Source organism: Sporichthya polymorpha DSM 43042 (assembly GCF_000384115.1).
Lineage (GTDB): Bacteria > Actinomycetota > Actinomycetes > Sporichthyales > Sporichthyaceae > Sporichthya > Sporichthya polymorpha.
Window position 1 is genome coordinate 4,868,880 of record NZ_KB913029.1, and the last position, 18,266, is coordinate 4,887,145.

At 75.9% G+C, this 18,266-nt stretch carries 2 protein-coding genes; both read right to left on the bottom strand.

Annotated features, from left to right (window positions below):
* Positions 1-17: 17 nt before the first annotated feature.
* Positions 18-16,775, bottom strand: coding sequence for a non-ribosomal peptide synthetase (locus SPOPO_RS31350; RefSeq protein WP_051098431.1), 16,758 nt, complete (start codon positions 16,773-16,775; stop codon positions 18-20).
* Between the two features lie 20 nt (positions 16,776-16,795).
* Entirely contained in the window at positions 16,796-18,256 is a 1,461-nt protein-coding gene (locus SPOPO_RS36190; RefSeq protein ID WP_425424162.1) for a condensation domain-containing protein, read from the bottom strand.
* Positions 18,257-18,266 lie beyond the last annotated feature (10 nt).

The window sequence follows — 18,266 nt, forward strand, 5'->3', positions numbered from 1 at the left end:
GGTGCGTGGGTGCGGGGTCAGTCCCGCGGGGCCGCGGCGGCCAGCGCGGCGAGCGCGCGGAACCAGGTCTGGGCGAGGTCGACGACGGCGTCGGCGTCGAGGACGCCGTCCGGCCACGACCAGGTCGCGAGCAGGACGACGCCGTCCGGCCCCTCCTCGGCCACCGCGCCGAGGGACAGCGCGTGCGCGAGCGGGAGGGAGGGGTCGAGTCCGAGGTCGGCGGCCGCCTCCTCCGGAGCGCTCGCCCAGTCGGCGTCCTCCGCACCGTCCACCCGGCCGAGGTAGTTGAACTCCAGCGGTGGCGGCGCGGACGCGCCGACGGCGGACGCGGCTTGGGCGCTCACCCGCACCCGGTCCAGCACGGCGGCCGCGGCCGCCGGGACTGACTCCACGTCAGCCAGCCGGACCGGACCCGGGTCGAGCAGAACCGGGACGCCGGTCGCGAACCGGCCCAGCGTGCGGGAGACGTCGAGGTCGCCCGCGCGCCCGTGGCCCTTGACGTCGACGAGCGTCGTCCCGCCCGCTTCATCGCCAGAGCTCGCGACGCCGCCGCGCCGGTCCCGCCAGTCGGCGACGGCGAGCGCGAGCGCCGCGAGCAGCACGTCGTCGACGCGCGCCCCGTACGCCGCGGGCACCGGGCCCAGCAGGGCCGTGGTGAGGCCGGTCGGGAGTGTCTCGCAATGGGTGCGCTCGGTCCCGACCACGTCGCGCGCCGGGTCGAGCGGGCGCCTCAGCGGCAGCGGGTCCCCACCGGCCCGGACGGTCTCCGCGACCGGGAGCCCGCCACGCTGGTGCGGAACCTGGGCGGTCAGCAACTGCGCGTGCCGGCGGAACGACGTGGTCACCGGCGGCAGGTCCCGACCCGCAGCGGCGGCCGCGAGGTCCTCGAGCAGGATGCGCCACGACATGGCGTCCATCACGAGGTGGTGCACGGTCAGCAGGAGCCGGCCGCGTTCACCGGGTCCGCCGTCGAACCACACCGCGGCCCACATCACGCCGGCGTCGGGGTCGACGCGGTCCCGGGCCGCGCGGGCGTGCTCGGCGACGAGGGTCTCCAGGTCGCTTCCGCCCTTGGCATCGACCCGCTCGAGGCGGACCGCCGCCTGCTCCGCGGGCGGAACCTCGAGCGTCCACGGCGTGCCCCGGACGAGCCGGGCCCGCAGGAGGTCGTGATGCAGGACCACCGCGGCGAGGGCCTGCCGCAGACCGTCCTTGGTCGTGCCGACCGGGGTGAGCACCAGGCTCGACTGCTGGATCGCGGCGACCGGGGTGTCGACCTCGGACATCCAGACCATCGTCGGCGTCAGCGGAACCGTGCCGGTTCCGTCGTCGGCGGTGTCGGAGCCGTCGCTCGGAGTCGCGGCGGCCGCAATCGCGTCCAGCGTCCGCCCCGCCAGAATCTGCCGAGGCGTCACCTTCCAGTCCAGCGCGCGCAGCCGGCTGACCACCTGCATCGCGAGGATGCTGTCTCCGCCGAGGGCGAAGAAGTCGTCCTCGACCCCCGCGTCGATGCCGAGCAAGTCCCCGACGACCAGAACGACGGCCGCCTCGACCGCCGTGGCCGGCGGACGGGACGGGATGCGCTCGGCCTCCGGCGGCTCCGGCAGCGCGGCGCGGTTCAGCTTGCCGCCGGGCAGCACCGGGAGCGCGTCCAGCGAAACGAAGACCGTCGGGACCATGTGGTCCGGCAGGGCGTCGGCGGCGAGCCGGCGCAGCTCCGCCGCAGGCGGCGCCGCGGCGCCCGGGCGCGGGACCACGTAGGCGACCAACCGCTCGACCCCACCCGGGCCGGGGCGCACGACGACCACCGCCGCGGCGAGGTCGCCGTGGCGGCCGAGCACGGCCTCGATCTCCGCCGGCTCGATCCGGTAGCCGCGGAGCTTCACCTGGTCGTCCGACCGGCCGCGGTACTCCAGCCGGCCCGCCGCGTCGAACCGCGCGAGGTCGCCGGTGCGGTACATCCGCGTCCCGGGCCGGCCGAACGGATCGGCGACGAAGCGGTCGGCGGTCAAGCCGGCACGGTTCAGGTAGCCGCGGGCGAGACCGGCGCCGGACAGGTACAGCTCACCGGTGACGCCGGGCGGCACCGGGTGCAACGCGGCGTCGAGGACGCAGGCGCGCGCCCCGGCGACGGGCCGGCCCACCACCGGGGCCGGCGACTCGTCGACGAACGCGACGAGCGAGTCGACGGTCGCCTCGGTCGGACCGTAGAGGTTGACCGCGTCGGTGCCCGCGAGCTCGCGCAGCTGCGTCCACACGCCCGGCGGCACCGCCTCACCACCGAACCCGAGCAGGTGGAGCGGGCAGTGCGGCGTGCCGGTCGCGTCGCTGCGGACCAGACCGGCGGCCAGCAGCTGCGCGAGGAAGGACGGCGTCACCTCGAGGAAGTCGAGGTCGCGCTCCCACACCGCGGCGACGAGCAGGTCGGCGTCGCGGCGGGTCTCGTCGTCGAGGACGTGCACCTCGTGCCCGCCGAGCAGCCAGAGCTGCGGCTGCCAGGAGGCGTCGAACGAGAACGACCACGCGTGCCCGACGCGCAGCCGGTCGCGGCCCGCCGCCGCGACCGCTCGCGCGTGCAGGTCGGCGGCGTGACTGGCGTACAGGTTCGCCACGGCCGCGTGCGGGACGACGACGCCCTTCGGCGTCCCCGTCGAGCCCGAGGTGTAGATCACGTACGCCGGGTGCGCCGGAGCGAGCGGCGCGAGCCGGTCGGCGTCGGTGAGGTCGCGGTCGTCCGCACTCGCCAGACGCGCGACGGTCGCCGGGTCGTCGACGACGAGGACGGGGACCTCACCCCACTCGCCGGTCGCGCCCGCGACTCCGGACGACGTCACGACGACCACCGCGCCCGCGTCGGCGAACATCGCCGCGGTGCGGGTGGCCGGGGCGTCGGGCTCGGCCGGGACGTAGGGCGCCCCGGCCTTGGCCGCGGCGAGGATCGCGGTCATCGCGTGCGTCCGCGGCAGCACGAGGCCGACCGGTCGCTCCGGCCCGGCGCCCGCGGCCACGAGCAGCCGCGCGAGCCGGTTGGCCTCGGCGTTGAGCTCGCCGAACGTCAGCCGTCGCTCCCCCACGACCAGCGCGGGAGCGGCCGGGTCGCGGCGCACCTGCGCCTCGAACAGCGCCGGAACGGTCGCGGCGCCGCCGGCCGGAAGAGCGCCGGCCGGGAGAGCGCCGGCCGGTCGACCCCGACCCGCGGCGAGCGCAGCGTCGCGCTCGCCGCGGGCCAGGACGTCGATCCCGGCGACGGGCCGGTCGGGATCGGCGACCACGGCGCGCAGCAGCCGGAGCAGGCGGTCGGCCAGACCCGCCGCCGTGCTCTCGTCGAACAGGTCCGCCGCGTACTCGACGACGCCGGAGATCCCGCCGACCCCACCGTCGGTGGCGCGCTCGTCGACGAAGTCGAACGACAGGTCGAACTTCGCCACCGCGGCGTCGGCGTCGACCCGCGTCGTCTGCAGGCCCGGAAGTTCCGGATCGCCGTCGGGCGCAGGCAGGTGAACCACCATCACCTGGAACAGCGGGTGCCGGGACGGCGAGCGGGCCGGGTTCACGGCCTCGACGACGCGGTCGAACGGCAGGTCCTGGTGCTCGTAGGCCGCGAGGTCGGTCTCGCGCACCCGGCGCAGCACGTCGGCGAAGCTGGGCCGCCCGGACAGGTCGGTGCGCAGGACGATCGTGTTGAGGAAGTACCCGACGAGGTCGCCGAGCGCGAGGTCCGCGCGGCCGGTGATCGGGCTGCCGATCGGGATGTCGTCGCCGGCGCCGCTGCGGTGCAGCAGCGCGGCGACCGCCGCCTGCAGAACCATGAACGTGCTGACGTCGTGGGCGCGCCCGAGCGCCCGCAGCGCGGCCGCGAGCTCGGCGTCGATCGTCACCGGCACGGTGCCGCCGCGGCCCGTCGCCACCGGCGGCCGCGGCCGGTCGGTCGGCAGCGCGAGCTCGACGGGCAGACCAATCAGCGCGTTGCGCCAGAACCCGGTCTGCGCCCGCGCGAACTCGGTCGGCGTCCCGCGTTCGCCCAGCAGCGCGTGCTGCCACGCCGCGAAGTCCGCGTAGCGCGCGGGCAGCGAGGCGAACTCCGGCGCCCGGCCCGCCCGCCGCGCGGCGTAGGCCGTGGCCAGGTCGGTGACCAGCGGCGCGTCGGACCACTCGTCGGCCGCGATGTGATGCACCGTCAGCGCGAGGACGTGGTCCGTCGGGCCGAGCCGGAGCAGCTCGGCGCGCAGCGGCGGTTCCGTCTCCAGGTCGAAGGTGTGGAGCGCGGCCGCCCGCAGTCGGGCCGGGAGGTCGGCGGGCTCGATCGCACTCTCAACGACGCGGATCGCCTCCGCCGGCACGAGCCGCTGGTACGGCAAGCCGTCCCGTTCGACGACGACGGTGCGCAGGGGCTCGTGGCGCTCGGCGAGGTCGCGCACCGCGGCGCAGAGCGCGGCGGCGTCGAGCTCCCCGGTCAGGCGCCAGGCGATCGGGATGTTGTAGGTCGGGCTCGGGCCGGCGATGCGGTCCAGGACCCAGAGCCCGTGCTGGGCCGGGGCGAGCGGGACCTCGGCGCCCGCCGGCACCGGCGTCAGCGCGGGGCGCACGGTCGCGGAAAGCGCGGTCGCGGACGACGCGGTCGCGAGCCGCGCGGCCAGCCGCTCGGGGGTCGGGGCGTCGAAGACCGTCCGCAGGGACACGTCGGCCCCGAGGTCGGCCCGCAGTCGCGCGACCAGGCGCATGGCGAGCAGGGAGTGCCCGCCGAGCGCGAAGAAGTCCGCGTCGGCCCCGGGCCGCTCCCCTCCGGGCAGCCCGAGCACCTCGGCGAACAGGGCGCAGACCTGCGCCTCGAGCGCCGTGGCCGGCGCCCGCCCGAGGGCGCTGCGTGGGTGGTCGACCGGCGCCGGCAGCGCGGCGCGGTCGACCTTGCCCGCGACCGATCGCGGTAGCGCCGGCAACACGACGAACGCCGACGGCACCAGCGCCGCGGGCAGCGTCGCCGCGGCGGCGGCACGGAGCGCCTGGATGTCCGACGGGGTGTCTGACGGGGCGTCGGTTCGCCCGACCACGTACGCGACCAGACGCGGATCGCCCGGCCGGTCCTCGCGGACGACGACGGCCGCGTCGGCCGCACCGGCCGCGCGGAGGGCCGCCTCGATCTCCCCGGTCTCGATGCGCAGGCCGCGGAGCTTGACCTGGCCGTCGACGCGACCGAGGAAGTCGAGCTCGGAGTTCCCACGCCGGCGGACGAGGTCACCGGTGCGGTACATCCGCGCACCGGGCCGACCGAACGGGTCGGCGACGAAGCGGTCGGCGGTCAGGCCGGGACGGTTCAGGTAACCACGGGCGAGACCGGGGCCGGCGAGGTAGAGCTCGCCGGGGACACCGTCGGGCACCGGAGCGAGCCCGGCGTCGAGGATCCGGATCGCGAGGTTCGCGACGGCGCCGGCCCGGCGGTGGATCGTGTCACCGGTGCGGGCCGCGCTGCGGCCCCACGCGTCGACGGTGCACTCGGTCGGGCCGTAGAGGTCGTGGACCGCGACCAGCGGCCAGGAGGTCAGCTCGTCCCACAGGTCCGGCGGGGTCGCCTCGCCCCCGACGACGAGGACCGCCGGCCGGACACCCTCCGGGCCGAGGCCCGCACGCATCAGCTCGCGCAGGAACGTCGGCGTCAGGTCGAGGTAGTCGATGCGCTCGGTGCCCAGGTACGCGACGACCGCGGCCGGGTCGAGCGCGCTCTCGTCGTCGAGGACGTGCAGTTCGTGTCCGGCGACCAGCCACAGCAGCGGGTCCCACGACGCGTCGAAGGAGAACGAGGTCACGCAGCTCGCGCGCAGGACCTCCCGGCCGAGTGCCTGCGCGGCCGGGTCCATCACGGTGGCCCGCTGGGCGGTGAAGAGGTTCGTCAGCCCGCGGTGGATGCCGACCACGCCCTTGGGCGTGCCCGTCGACCCCGAGGTGAAGATGACGTAGGCGGGAGCGTCCGCCGGTAGTGCGACCGGCGCGAACCGGTCGACAGCGGCGTCCGCCGGGAGGACGACGGACCGCACCCCCGCGGGCAGCCGGCCCGCCAGCTCCGCGGTCGTCAGCACGACCACCGGCGCGGCCTCGGCGAACATCTGCTCCAGGCGCGCCGGCGGCTGGTTCGCGTCCACCGGCAGGTACGCCGCACCCGCGGCGAGAACGCCGAAGATCGCCGGCACCGTCGCCGTGCGCGGCAGCGCGAGGGCGACGAGGTCACCCGGCCGAACGCCGTGCTCGGTGAGCAGGGCGGCGACACCGCCCGCGCGGCCGGTGAGCTCGGCGAACGTGAGCCGCTCCGCGCCCGCCACCAGCGCGAGCCGGTCGGGGGTGCGCTCCGCCTGTACGGCGAGGATCTGAGCTACCGTCAGCTCGGGGACCGCGAGCTCCGGGCCGACGCCGGCCGCGAGCAGTTCGGCGGGTTCGCCGGGAGCGAGCAGGTCGAGCCGGCTCAGCGGCCGGTCCGGGTCCGCGGCCACGGCGGCGAGCAGCCGCAGCATCCGGTCGGCGAGCCCGGCGACGGTCGCGCCGTCGAACAGGTCCCGGCTGTACTCGAACTTCAGCAGCAGCGCGTCGGCGGCGCCCGTGCCCGGGTCGACGACGTCGACAGCGAGGTCGAACTGGGCGGTACCCAGTGCCGGGTCCAGCCACCGCGTCGGCAGGCCGAGGAGGTCGGCGTCGTCGCCGCTGCGGGCGTGGTACCCGATCAGCACTCCGAACAGCGGGTTGCGGCCCGGCACGCGCGGCGGGTTGACGGCCTCGACCACGCGCTCGAACGGGACGTCCGCCGCGTCGAAGGCGGCGAGTCCGGTCTCGCGAACCCGGCCGAGCAGGTCGGCGAACGACGGGTCCCCCGACGTGTCCGTGCGGAGCACCACGGTGTTGACGAAGAACCCGACGAGGTCGTCGAGCGCCCCGTCGGCGCGGCCCGCGACCGGCACGCCGATCGGGAGGTCCTCGCCCGCCCCGAGGCGGGTCAGCAGCGCGGCGAACGCCGCGTGCAGGGTCATGAACATGCTGGCGCCACTCGCCGCGGCGAGGCGGCGGAGACCGGCGGCGGTCTCGGCCGGCACCTCGGCGCGGAGCAGGCCGCCCGCGCCGGAGGGTTCGGCCGGCCGGGGTCGGTCGGTGGGCAGCCGGAGCTCGACCGGCGACCCGGCGAGCGTCGCGGTCCAGTATTCGAGCTGACGCGCCATCAGCGAATCGGGGTCCGCCGCGTCGCCGAGCAGACGGTCCTGCCACAGCGTGTAGTCCGCGTACTGGACCGGCAGCGCGGGCAGGCGGGGGTCGAGCCCCGCGACCCGGGCGCGGTAGGCCGTGTCGAGGTCGGCGAGGAAAGGCCGGTCCGACCACTCGTCGGTGGTGACGTGGTGCAGGACGATCACGACGACCGCGTCGTCCGGTGCGACGGTCAGGACCGACACCCGGACCGGGAGCTCCGCCCCGAGCCGGAACGGCGCCCGCACGCGCTCGGCCACGACGTCCTCGATCGCCTCCTCGGCGACCGGGACGACCTCGAAGCACGAGCGGGTGAACTCGGCCGCCGCGACCGCCGCGTCGAGCACGTCCTGGTACGGCTCGCCCCGATCCTCGGCGAACAGCGTGCGCAGCGATTCGTGACGGGTCATCACGTCGACGACGGCGGCACGCAGCGCGTCGGTGTCGAGCGCGCCGGTCAGGCGGAACACCAGCGGGAAGTTGTAGGCCGCGGACGGGCCGGCGAGCCGGTCCACCAGCCAGAGGCGGCGTTGGGCGGCCGAGAGCGGGACCCGCTCCGGGCGGGGGCCGGGCACGAGCGCCGCGCGGGCCGGGCCGCGGGTCGCCTCGACCCGCCGGGCGAGTTCCTCCGCGGTCGGGGCCTCGAACAGGTCGCGGATCGCGAGGTCGGTGCCGAGCTCGCTGCGCGCCCGGCTGATCAGCCGCGTGGCGAGCAGCGAGTGGCCACCGGCCGCGAAGAAGTCGTCGGTGGCGCCGACGCGCTCCAGCCCGAGCACCTCGGCGAACAGCGCGCACAGCGTCTCCTCGACCGGGGTCGCCGGTGGGCGGCCGGCCGTCGTCGCGACCGGCTCCGGCGCCGGCAGGGCGCGGCGGTCGAGCTTGCCGTTGACGGTCAGCGGCAGTGCCGGCAGGGGCACAAGGGCCGACGGGACCATGTAGTCCGGCATCGACTCCTTCAGGAATCCCCGTAGGCGCACGAGCAGGTCCGCCGCCGCGCGGGCGGCGGCCGGGGCGTTGGCGAGCTCCCCCACCGGCCGGGCGCGGCAGGTCCCGGTCAGCCGAACGGGAGCATCGGTCGGCACGAGCACCGCCTCGTACCGGTCCGGCTCGCTTCCCGGTACGCAGAGAGTGCGGTACCCCGCGCGGACGACGTCGTCGGGTTCGGTGCCCGTCGGGGCGGACCGCAGCGCGGCACGGGCGGCCGTCGATCCCGATGTCAGCGACTCGAGGGCCGCGAGTTCCCCCGACAGACGTGGGTTCTCCAGGTCGGCGATCCGCACCGCCCCGGGCACGGTGTCGACGGCCACCGGTTCGGGCCCACCGGCCGCGTGCAGCAGGACGTCGTAACGGTGCCGGGTGAGTTCGTTGTGGCCTCGGCCCGCCTTCAGCCGGATGTCGGCTCCGGCCAGCGTCGGGGTCCGCTCCGCCAGGTCGGCGAACCACGCGGGGTGGAGCACCAGTTCCTTCTCCAGCGCGACCCGGCGGTCGATCTGCGCCTCTAGCTGGGCGGGCCCGACGCCCGGATCCGTCTGCTCCACCGCGATCGCGGCGTGGAACGCGCGCAGCGAGCGCAGGTCGCGGACGTCGCCGACGAACAGTGTGCCGCCCGGGGCGAGCAGCTCCGCGAGCCCGGTGAGCACCTCGGCAAGGTGCTCGGCGCTCGGGAAGTACTGCACGACGGAGTTGATCACGACCGCGTCGAAGTGACCCCGCGGCAGACCGGCGGTGTGCTCGGCGGGACGGCACTCCAGACGCACCCGCGCGGCCAGCTCCGGGTCGGTGGCGACGTCCGCGGTCAGCTTCGCGATCACCGGCGCCGAGAAGTCGGTGGCCCAGTACTCGTCGACGTCGCGGGCGAGCCCGGACAGCAGGAGGCCGCTGCCGACGCCGACCTCCAGAACGCGGCGGGCACCGAGGGAGCGGATCCGCGCGAGCGTCGCGTCGCGCCACTCGCTCATCTCGTCGAACGGGATCGGGGCGCCGGTGTAGCTGGAGTCCCAGCCGGCGAAGTCGGTCGTGAAGACCGCCGTCGGGATCTCGGTGTACTCGGCGTCGTAGATCTGCTGCCACTGCTCGACGTGCGCGGACTCGGCGGCGTCGCGCGAGTCCCCGACCGCCGGCGCGGGCACGACGTACCCGACGAGCCGGGACGAGCCGGTGCCGTCGCCGGCCGGGACGGCGATCACCGCCGCGTCGACGACCTCGGGGTGCGCGGCGAGCGCCGCGGCGACCTCGCCGGGTTCGACGCGGTAGCCGCGGATCTTCACCTGGTCGTCGGCGCGGCCGACGAAGTCGAGCAGACCGTCGGACCGCCACCGGACGAGGTCACCCGTGCGGTACATGCGCGCACCCGGCTCGCCGAACGGGTCGGCGACGAACCGCTCCGCCGTCAGGCCGGCGCGCTTCAGGTAGCCGCGGGCCAGACCGACGCCGGTGATGTACAGCTCCCCGGCGACACCGGGCGGCACGGGACGCAACCGGGAGTCCAGGACGTAGGCGACCGTGTTGCGGATCGGGCGGCCGACCGTCGGCGTCGTGCTGTCGTCGGTCCCGCCGCCGAGGGTGTTGATCGTGTACTCGGTCGGGCCGTAGAGGTTGTAGCCGGTGACACCGGGCGTCGTGAGCAGCCGCGACCACACGTGCTCGGGCACCGCCTCGCCGCCGAGCAGGACGAGCGGCGGGACGTGCGGGCCGTCGAGCAGCCCGTGCTCGAACAGCTGCGCGGCGTAGGTCGGCGTCACGTTGACGACGTCGACGGCGTGCGCGGCGCAGTACGCCACCAGCGCCTCCGGGTCGCGGCGCAGATCCTCGTCGCAGACGTGGACCTCGTGCCCCTCGACGAGCCAGAGCAACTCCTCCCACGACATGTCGAAGGAGAACGAGACCGTGTGCGCGATGCGCAGTCGCCGCCCGCCCGCCTGCGCCACCACCGGGTCGAAGATGTGCTGACGGTGGTTCAGCTGCATGTTCGTCAGACCGCGGTAGGGCGTGATCACGCCCTTGGGCAGGCCGGTCGAGCCGGACGTGTAGATGACGTAGGCCGGGTGCTCCAGCCGGTGCGGCACCCCGGGGGCGAAACCGGGCCGCTCGGCGTCGGCCAGCGGCTCCGCGGACAGCGCCCCCAGGGCGGCGGCGGTCGCCGGGTCGTCGAGCCGAACCTGCTCCGGGCCGTCGGCGGGCAGCTGCCCGTCGCGGGCCGCGGTGGTCAGGACGCAGACGGGTTCGGCGTCGGCGAGCACGAACGCGACGCGGTCGGCCGGGGTGTCGGCGTCGATCGGCAGGTAGGCCGCGCCGGTGCGCAGCACGGCGAACAGCGCGGCCACCATGTCGGCGGCGCGCGGGAGCGCGAGCGCGACGACGCGTTCGGGCCCGGCGCCGCGGGCCAGCAGAGCCCGCGCGATGCGGTTGACCCGCGCCTCGAGCTCGGCGTAGGTCCAGGAACCGTCGGCGGTCACGAGCGCGACCGCGTCGGGGCAGAGCGCGGCGCGCTCGGCGAGCAGTTCGGAGATCGACTCGGTCCCGGCGTCGGCGGCGGTGTCGTTCCACTCGACGAGCACCTGCGCCCGCTCGGTCGCGGTCAGGGTGTCGAGCTCGCCGACGCGGACGCCGGGGTCCGCGACGAGAACCTCGAGCACCGCCGCGAACCGGTCGAGAACGGCCTGCGCCGCGGCCTCGGTCACGACGTCGGGCCGGTGGTAGAGCCCGAGCACCAGCTCCGTCGTCGGGGTGACGACGAGGGTGAGCGGGTAGTGCGTGGCGTCCGCGTAGCCGACGTCGGTGATCCCGTGCCGGCGCCGGAACGCCTCCGCATCGGCGTCGTCGCCGAGGAAGTTCTGCATCACCGAGAGCGTGTCGAACAGCTGCGGGTGCCCGGACTCGCGCTGGATGCGCGCGAGCCCCAGCCAGTCGTGGCCGAGCACCGCGGAGCGTTCGCGGTGCAGTCGGCCGAGCAGGTCGGTGACGGTCTCGGCCGGGTCGATCCGCACGCGCGCGGGCACGGTGTTGAGGAACAGCCCGATGACGGTCTCGACGTCGGGCACCGCCGGTGGGCGGCCCGACACCGTCGTGCCGAACACGACGTCGCCGGAGCCCGTCAGCCCCGAGAGCACCAGGCCCCAGGCCGCGCTGACGAGGGTGTTCAGCGTGACCCCGGCGGCGCGCGCGGCGGCGCGGATCGCGTCCGACGCGGCCTCGTCGAGCGTGATGCGGCGGATGCCCGGGGGCACCGGCTCCGCCTCACCGAGTCCGGGGTGGACGAGCGTCGGGGAGTCGAGCTCGGCGAGCGCGTCGCGCCACACCGCGGCCGAGACCTCGGCGTCCTGCTCTCTCAGCCAGCTCAGGTAGTCGCGGTACGAGCCGCGGCGCGGCAGCCCGGCCGCGTCGCCGCCGGACGCGTACAGCTCGAACAGGTCCGCGAACAGCAACGCGGCCGACCAGCCGTCCCAGAGCAGCAGGTGGTGGCTGAGCACGATGCGGCTGCGGTTGCCGTCGCGCAGCACGACCGTCACCGCGAGCAGTGGCGGCGACGTGACGTCGAAGCGCCGGGCGCGGTCCGCCGCCATCACGGCAGCGAGCCGGTCGGCCTCGACGTCCGGCTCCAGACCACGCAGGTCCACGACGTCGAGCGGCGGCTCGACGACGGACGCGAGGAACTGCACGGGCGCGGCCAGCCCGTCGTTGGTGAAGCCCGCGCGCAGGACCGGGGTGCGGGCGAGCAACGCCGCCAGCGCCGTGCGCAGGCGCTCGACGTCGACGGTCGTGTCGAGGTCGAAGTGGTCCTGGACGGTGTAGATGTCCCGGCGGCCGGCGTCGAAGGACGCCAGGAAGAACAGGCCCTCCTGCAGCGGCGAGAGCGGCCAGATGTCCGTGACGGTCGAGCCGGGGGTCCGCGCGCGGTGGAACGCGCAGACGCGGTCGATCTCGTCCTGACGGAGCGTCACGGCTGGCAGGTCGGCCGGGGTGAGAGCGGTGTTCCCGGCGGCGGCCCACTCGCGCAGCTCCGCGACAGCGGCGGCGAAGTGGGCACTCAAGGCGTCCACGTCCGCAGCGCTCAGGGCGTCGGGCACGAAGGTCCACGTCACCGCGAGCTGGGGCCCGTCCGGGCCGTCCTCGGTCAACGCGTCGAGGGTGAGGACGTACGGGACCGGCTGCTCCGGGTCGGCCGCGGCGCCGAGCACGCCCGCCTCCGGCGCGGGCGTCCACGGGGTGGCCGTTCTGTCGGCCGCCGGCATCCGCCCGAGGTAGTTGAACAGCACCTGCGCGCGCTCGCCGGCTGCGAGCAGCGGCGCCGACTGCGGGTTGACGTACCGCAGCAGGCCGTGGCCGAGCCCGGCGGCCGGCACGGCGCGGACGGTCTCCTTCACCCGGCGCACCGCGCCCTCGAGCGAGTCGCCGCCGGTCTCGATGCGCAGCGGGTGGACGGTCGTCAGCCACCCGACGGTGCGCGAGAGGTCGAGCTCCGCCGCGCCCAGCGCGGAGGCGTCGCGGCCGTGGCCCTCGACGTCGACGAGCACCGGACCGGTGGCGCGACCGGCCTCGGCGCGCCAGCGGTCCACGGCCCGCCCGAACGCGACGAGCAGGACGTTCGCCACCCCCGACCGGGCGGCGGCGGGAACGGCACCGAGCAGAGCGGCGGTGTCCGCGACCGGCAACCGGGTGATGGTCCGTGCGGTGTCCGCCTGTGTCCAGTTCGCCGCCGCGGCCGGGAGCTCCGCGGCCGAGCTTTCCGCCGGAACGAGGCGTGCGCCCGGGGCGGTCGTGGCCGTCCAGTGCTCGAGTTCGCCCAACCGCGCGGGGCTCGCCGCCTCGTCGGCCAGGCGCCGTGCCCACGTACGGAGGGTGGTGGGCACGGCGTCCAGCGGTTCCCCGGCCCACGCCGCGGCGAGGTCGGGGAGCAGGATCCGCCACGAGACGCCGTCGACGGCGAGGTGGTGGACCACGAGCAGGAGTCGGCCCGCCTCGGCCCCGCGGTCGAACCAGACCGCGGCGACCATCTCGCCGGCCTCCGGGTCGAGCCGGTCGGCGGCCGCGGAGGTCTCGGCGGCGACCGCCGCGCGCAGGGCGTCGGCGTCGAACGTGCGGGCGTCGACGCGGCGGAGCACGTCTGCGGCGCGGACGCGGCCGGTCGGCTCCGCCGCCAGCGACCACAGCTGCGGGACCGGCCGGGTCAGCCGCAGGCGGAGCGCGTCATGCCGGTCGAACAGGACCTGCAGGGCCGTCTCGAGCCGGGCCGCGTCGGCACCGGCCGGCGTGTGCACGAGCACCGACTGGCTGAAGCGGCCGATCGGCCCGCCCCGTTCCCGCAGCCAGTGGACCACCGGCAGCAACGGCACGTTCCCGACGCCGTCGGGGTCGCCGGCCGGCAGGGCTACGGGGGCGCCGTCGGGCGTGCCGTCGGTCGCGGCCTGCGCCGGCACGGTCGCCGCCAGGGCGGCCGGGGTGCGGAGCTCGAAGATCTGGCGGGGCGTCAGGTCGATGCCGCGGCGGCGGGCCTGCGCGACCAGCGAGATCGAGATGATGCTGTCGCCGCCGAGGAAGAAGAAGTCGTCGTCGACCCCGACCTCGTCGAGCCGCAGCACGGCGGCGAACACCTCGCACAGGGCCTGCTCGGCCGCCGTCCGTGGTTCGCGCCGCTCCCCCCGCGCGCGTTCGGGAGCCGGCAGCCCGGCCCGGTCCAGCTTGCCGTTTGCGGTCACCGGCAGGGCGTCGAGGACGACGACCGCGCCGGGCACGAGTCCGGCGGGGAGCGTGGCCGTCAGCTCGGCGGTGACCGCGTCCGGGTCGAGTTCCGCCCCGGTCGCCGGGACGACGTAGGCGCACAGGTACGTCCCGCCCGGCCCGTCGGTGCGCGGCACGGCCGCCGCGGCGGCGACGTCGGGGCGGGCGAGGAGCGCGGCCTCGAGCTCACCGGGCTCGACGCGTTGACCGCGGATCTTCACCTGGTGGTCGGTGCGGCCGAGGTAGGTCAGGGCGCCGTCGTGCCGCCAGGCGACCAGGTCGCCGGTGCGGTAGAGCCGCTCCCCCGGCGCCCCGTAGGGGTCGGCGACGAAGCGTTCGGACGTCAGCCCCGGCCGGCCCGCGTAGCCGCGCGCCAGCTGCACGCCCGCGAGGTAGAGCTCTCCCGGGACGCCGACCGGCGCCGGCCGCAGCCAGGCGTCGAGCACGCGGACCTGCGTGTTCCACACCGGCCGGCCGATCGGCACGCCGGGCGCGGTCGGGAGCTCGGCGCCCGGCCGGCACGTCCATGCGGTCACGTCGACCGCGGCTTCGGTCGGACCGTAGAGGTTGTGCAGCTCGACCCCGGTGCGGTCGAGCCAGCGCTGCGCGAGCTCGGTGGAGAGCGCCTCGCCGCTGCAGACACAACGCCGGAGCGTCGCCGGCCAGTCCGGGCCCGCCGCCGACGCGCCGTCGTCGGAGGCGAGGAACGCCGCCAGCATCGACGGGACGAAGTGCAGGGTCGTGACGCGCTCGGCGGCGATCAGCTCCCGCAGGTACGCGGGGTCGGCGTGACCGCCGGGCCGGGCGAACACCACCGCGGCGCCCTCGCAGAGCGCCCAGAAGAACTCCCACACCGAGACGTCGAAGCCCGCCGGGGTCTTCTGCAGGACGCGGTCGTCGCCGGTCAGCGGCATCGCCGACTGCATCCAGTCCAGCCGGTTCACGATCGCGCGGTGCGAGACCGCGACGCCCTTCGGCCGGCCGGTCGAGCCGGAGGTGTAGATCAGGTACGCCGCGCCGTCGGGGTGCGGCTCGCGCGGGGCGGCGACGACACGGGTCGCGAGCTCCGCCGCGGTCGCGGGGTCGTCGAGCACGATCCAGTCGAGGTCCCCGAGGGCCTCGGGCTCGTCGAGACCCGCGCGCACGGTGAGGCCGATGACCGGCCGGGCGTCGGTCACCAGGTCCCGGCGCCGCGCGGCGGGCAGGTCGACCTCGACGGGCAGGTACGCGGCGCCCGCGAGCTCGACCGCGAGCAGGGCGATCATCAGCTCCGCGGACCGCGGCACCGAGACGGCGACGACGGACTCCGGGCCGACGCCGCGTTCGGCCAGCAACCCCGCCAGGCGGCCGGCCTCGTCGTGCAGCTGACGGTAGGTCAGGCGGCGGGAGTCGGCGACGACGGCGAGCGCGTCCGGGGTTCGCACGACCTGGGCGGCGAGTCGGCCGGTCAGCGTGGCGTCCGGGTCGGCCGGCGCGACGGCGGTGTCGTTCCAGTCGGTCAGCACCCGCGTGCGCTCGGCGGCGGCCAGCAGGTCGAGCCCGGCCGGCGTGCGGTCCGGTTCGATCGCCAGCGACCGCAGCGCGGCGACCAGCCAGTCGGCGACGCGCTCGGCGGTCCCGGCGTCGACGAGGTCGAGCCGGTGGTGGACGCGCAGTTCGAGCTCGCGGTCGGGCCGGGCGACGAGGTCGAGCGGGTAGTGGGTGGCGTCGCGGCATGTCATGCCGGTCAGGCGAACGCCGCCGACCTCGGTGGCCGGCGCGGTCTCCGGCCAGTTCTCGACGACGGTCATGGTGTCGAAGAGCTCACCGGTGCCGGCCGCCCGCGCGATCTCGGGCAGGCCGAGGTGCTGATGGTCGAGCAGCGCGGTCTGCGTCCGCTGCAGCGCCGTCAGGTTCTCGCCCAGCGATCCCGCCGGGTCGAGAGAGACCCGTACCGGAACGGTGTTGATGCACAGGCCGAGGATCCGTTCGACGCCCTCGACCTCCGGCGAACGCCCCGCGACCGTGGTGCCGAACACGACGTCGGTGCGCCCGGTCAGCGTCGCGACCGTGAGCCCCCACACCAACTGGATCACGGTGCTGACGGTCGCCCCGTGCTCGCGGGCGACCGCCGTCAGGCGCGCGGTCGTCGCCGCGTCGAGGCGACGGGTGACGGTGAGCGGCGACCGGTCGGCGGGCCGCCCCCGGCCCTCGGGGCGCACGAGCGTCGGTCCCGGGACGCCGGCCAGGACCGTCCGCCACTCCTCCACCGCAGCGGTGCGGTCCTGACCGGCGAGCCATTCGAGGTGGGCGCGGAAGGGCACGGGCGCCGGGAGGGCGCCGGCGTCCCCACCGGCCGCGTAGAGGTCGCAGAGCTCCTGCACGAGAAGCGGCATCGACCAGCCGTCGAGCAGGATGTGATGGTGTGTCACCACGAGCGTGTGACGATCGGCGTCGAGGCGCACGAGGGCGAAGCGCACCAGCGGCGGGACGCCCGGGTCGAAGGGCGCGCCCTGCTCCTCGTCCGCGAAGCGCGCCAGTTCGTGCTCGCGCTTGTCGGGGTCGTCGCCCGAGAGGTCGAGTTCGCGCCAGGGCAGCTCGACGGAGCGCGGGATGAGGGCGACCGGGGCGCCGTCCTTGCGCTGGCGGAACGCGGCCCGCAGATTCGGGTGCCGGTCGAGCAGGGCCTGGCCCGCGGCGCGCAGGCGCGCCGGCTCCAGCGGGCCGGCGAGATCGAGCGTCAGCTGGCTCGTGTACAGGTCGAGCCCGCCCGCGTCCGCGAGGCGGTGGAAGAACAGGCCCTCCTGCAGCGGGGTCAGCGGCAGGATGTCCGCGAGTCCGGAACCTGAGGTACCCGGCACAGCCCCTGTCACAGCCCCGGTCACAGCCATTCCGCCTCGAACTCCTCGATCTCTTCCTGACTCAGTGACACCAGCGACAGGTCCGAGGGCGTGTGCCCGCCCGCGCCGGGTCCTTCGGCGTGGCGCGCGAGGCCCCGCAGGGCCGTGAACCAGCCTTCGGCGAGGACCCGCACGTCGGCCGGGTCGAACAGCGCGGTGGGGAACGCCCAGCTGACGCCGAGCTCCGGTCCCGCGGCGGTGTCCGCCGTGAACGCGTTGACCTCGAGCGCGTAGGGCACGACGGGCATCGCCTCGTCGGCGCCGCCGGCGAGCATGCCCGCGCCCGCGACCGGGGCCCACGGCTCCCGGTCCCGGCCGACGGCGAACCGCCCGAGGTAGTTGAAGCTGATCTGCGGTGCGGCGTAGCGCGCGAGCACCGTCTCCGTCTCCGGGTTGAGGTGACGCAGCAGCCCGTAGCCGATGCCGGCGTCCGGGATCGCGCGCAGCTGCTCCTTCACCCGTTTCACCGCCGCGCCCGCGGCCGGACCGCCGGCGAGCGCGTCCGCGCGGTCGACGTCGCCGGGGTCGAGCCGGACCGGGAACACGGTCGTGAACCACCCCGCGGTGCGGGAGAGGTCGACGGTCGTCCCGGTGCCCTCGGCGACCTGTTCCTCACGCCCGTGCCCCTCCAGCGCGATGAGCACGTCGGAGGCGTCCGCCGTCCCGCGCCCGGCGCGCCAGTCGGCGACGGCGAGCGCGAACCCGGTGAGCAGGACGTCGTTGACGCCGCCGTGGAAGACCGCGGGCACCGACGACAGCAGCGGCTCGGTGACGTCCGGCGGCAGGGTCAGCGTCAGGCGAGTGACGGTGTCGAGGTCGCCCAGCCGGTCGAGCGCCCGGGCGCCGAGCTGCGGGTCGGCCCCGTCGAGGGCGGCCGTCCACCGCTCGAGCTCGGCGACCCGCTCGGGCCGCATCGCCTCGGCGTGGAGCACGTCCGACCAGCGCCCGAACGGCGTGGTCGGGTCCGGGGCCGGCTCACCCGCCGCCGCCGCGGCGAGTTCGGGCAGCAGGACGCGCCAGGTGACGCCGTCCATGACCCAGTGCTGCACTGCGAGCAGGAGGCGGCCGGGGCCGTCGGCACCGGCGTCGAACCAGGTCGCGGCGAGCAGGACGCCGGCCGCGGGGTCGAGCCGGCGCGCGGCGGCCGCTCCCTCCGCGGCGGCGAGCTCGTCCAGCGCGACCGGGGACAGACCGATGCTCTGACGTACCGTCAGCAGCGAGGCGGCATCCACCGAACCGCGCGGCGGGACCACGAACGACCCGGCGCCGTCCGGCCCGGAGCGCACGATGCGGGCCCGCAGGACGTCGTGCCGGTCGAGCAGGGCCTGGAGCGCGGCGGTGAGCCGGTCGCGGGGAAGTCCGGCCGGGGTGGCGACGACCATCGTCTGGCTGAAGCCGTCGACGTCCGCACCCAGGGCCGCGCACTCGTCGAGCCAGCGCATGATCGGGGTC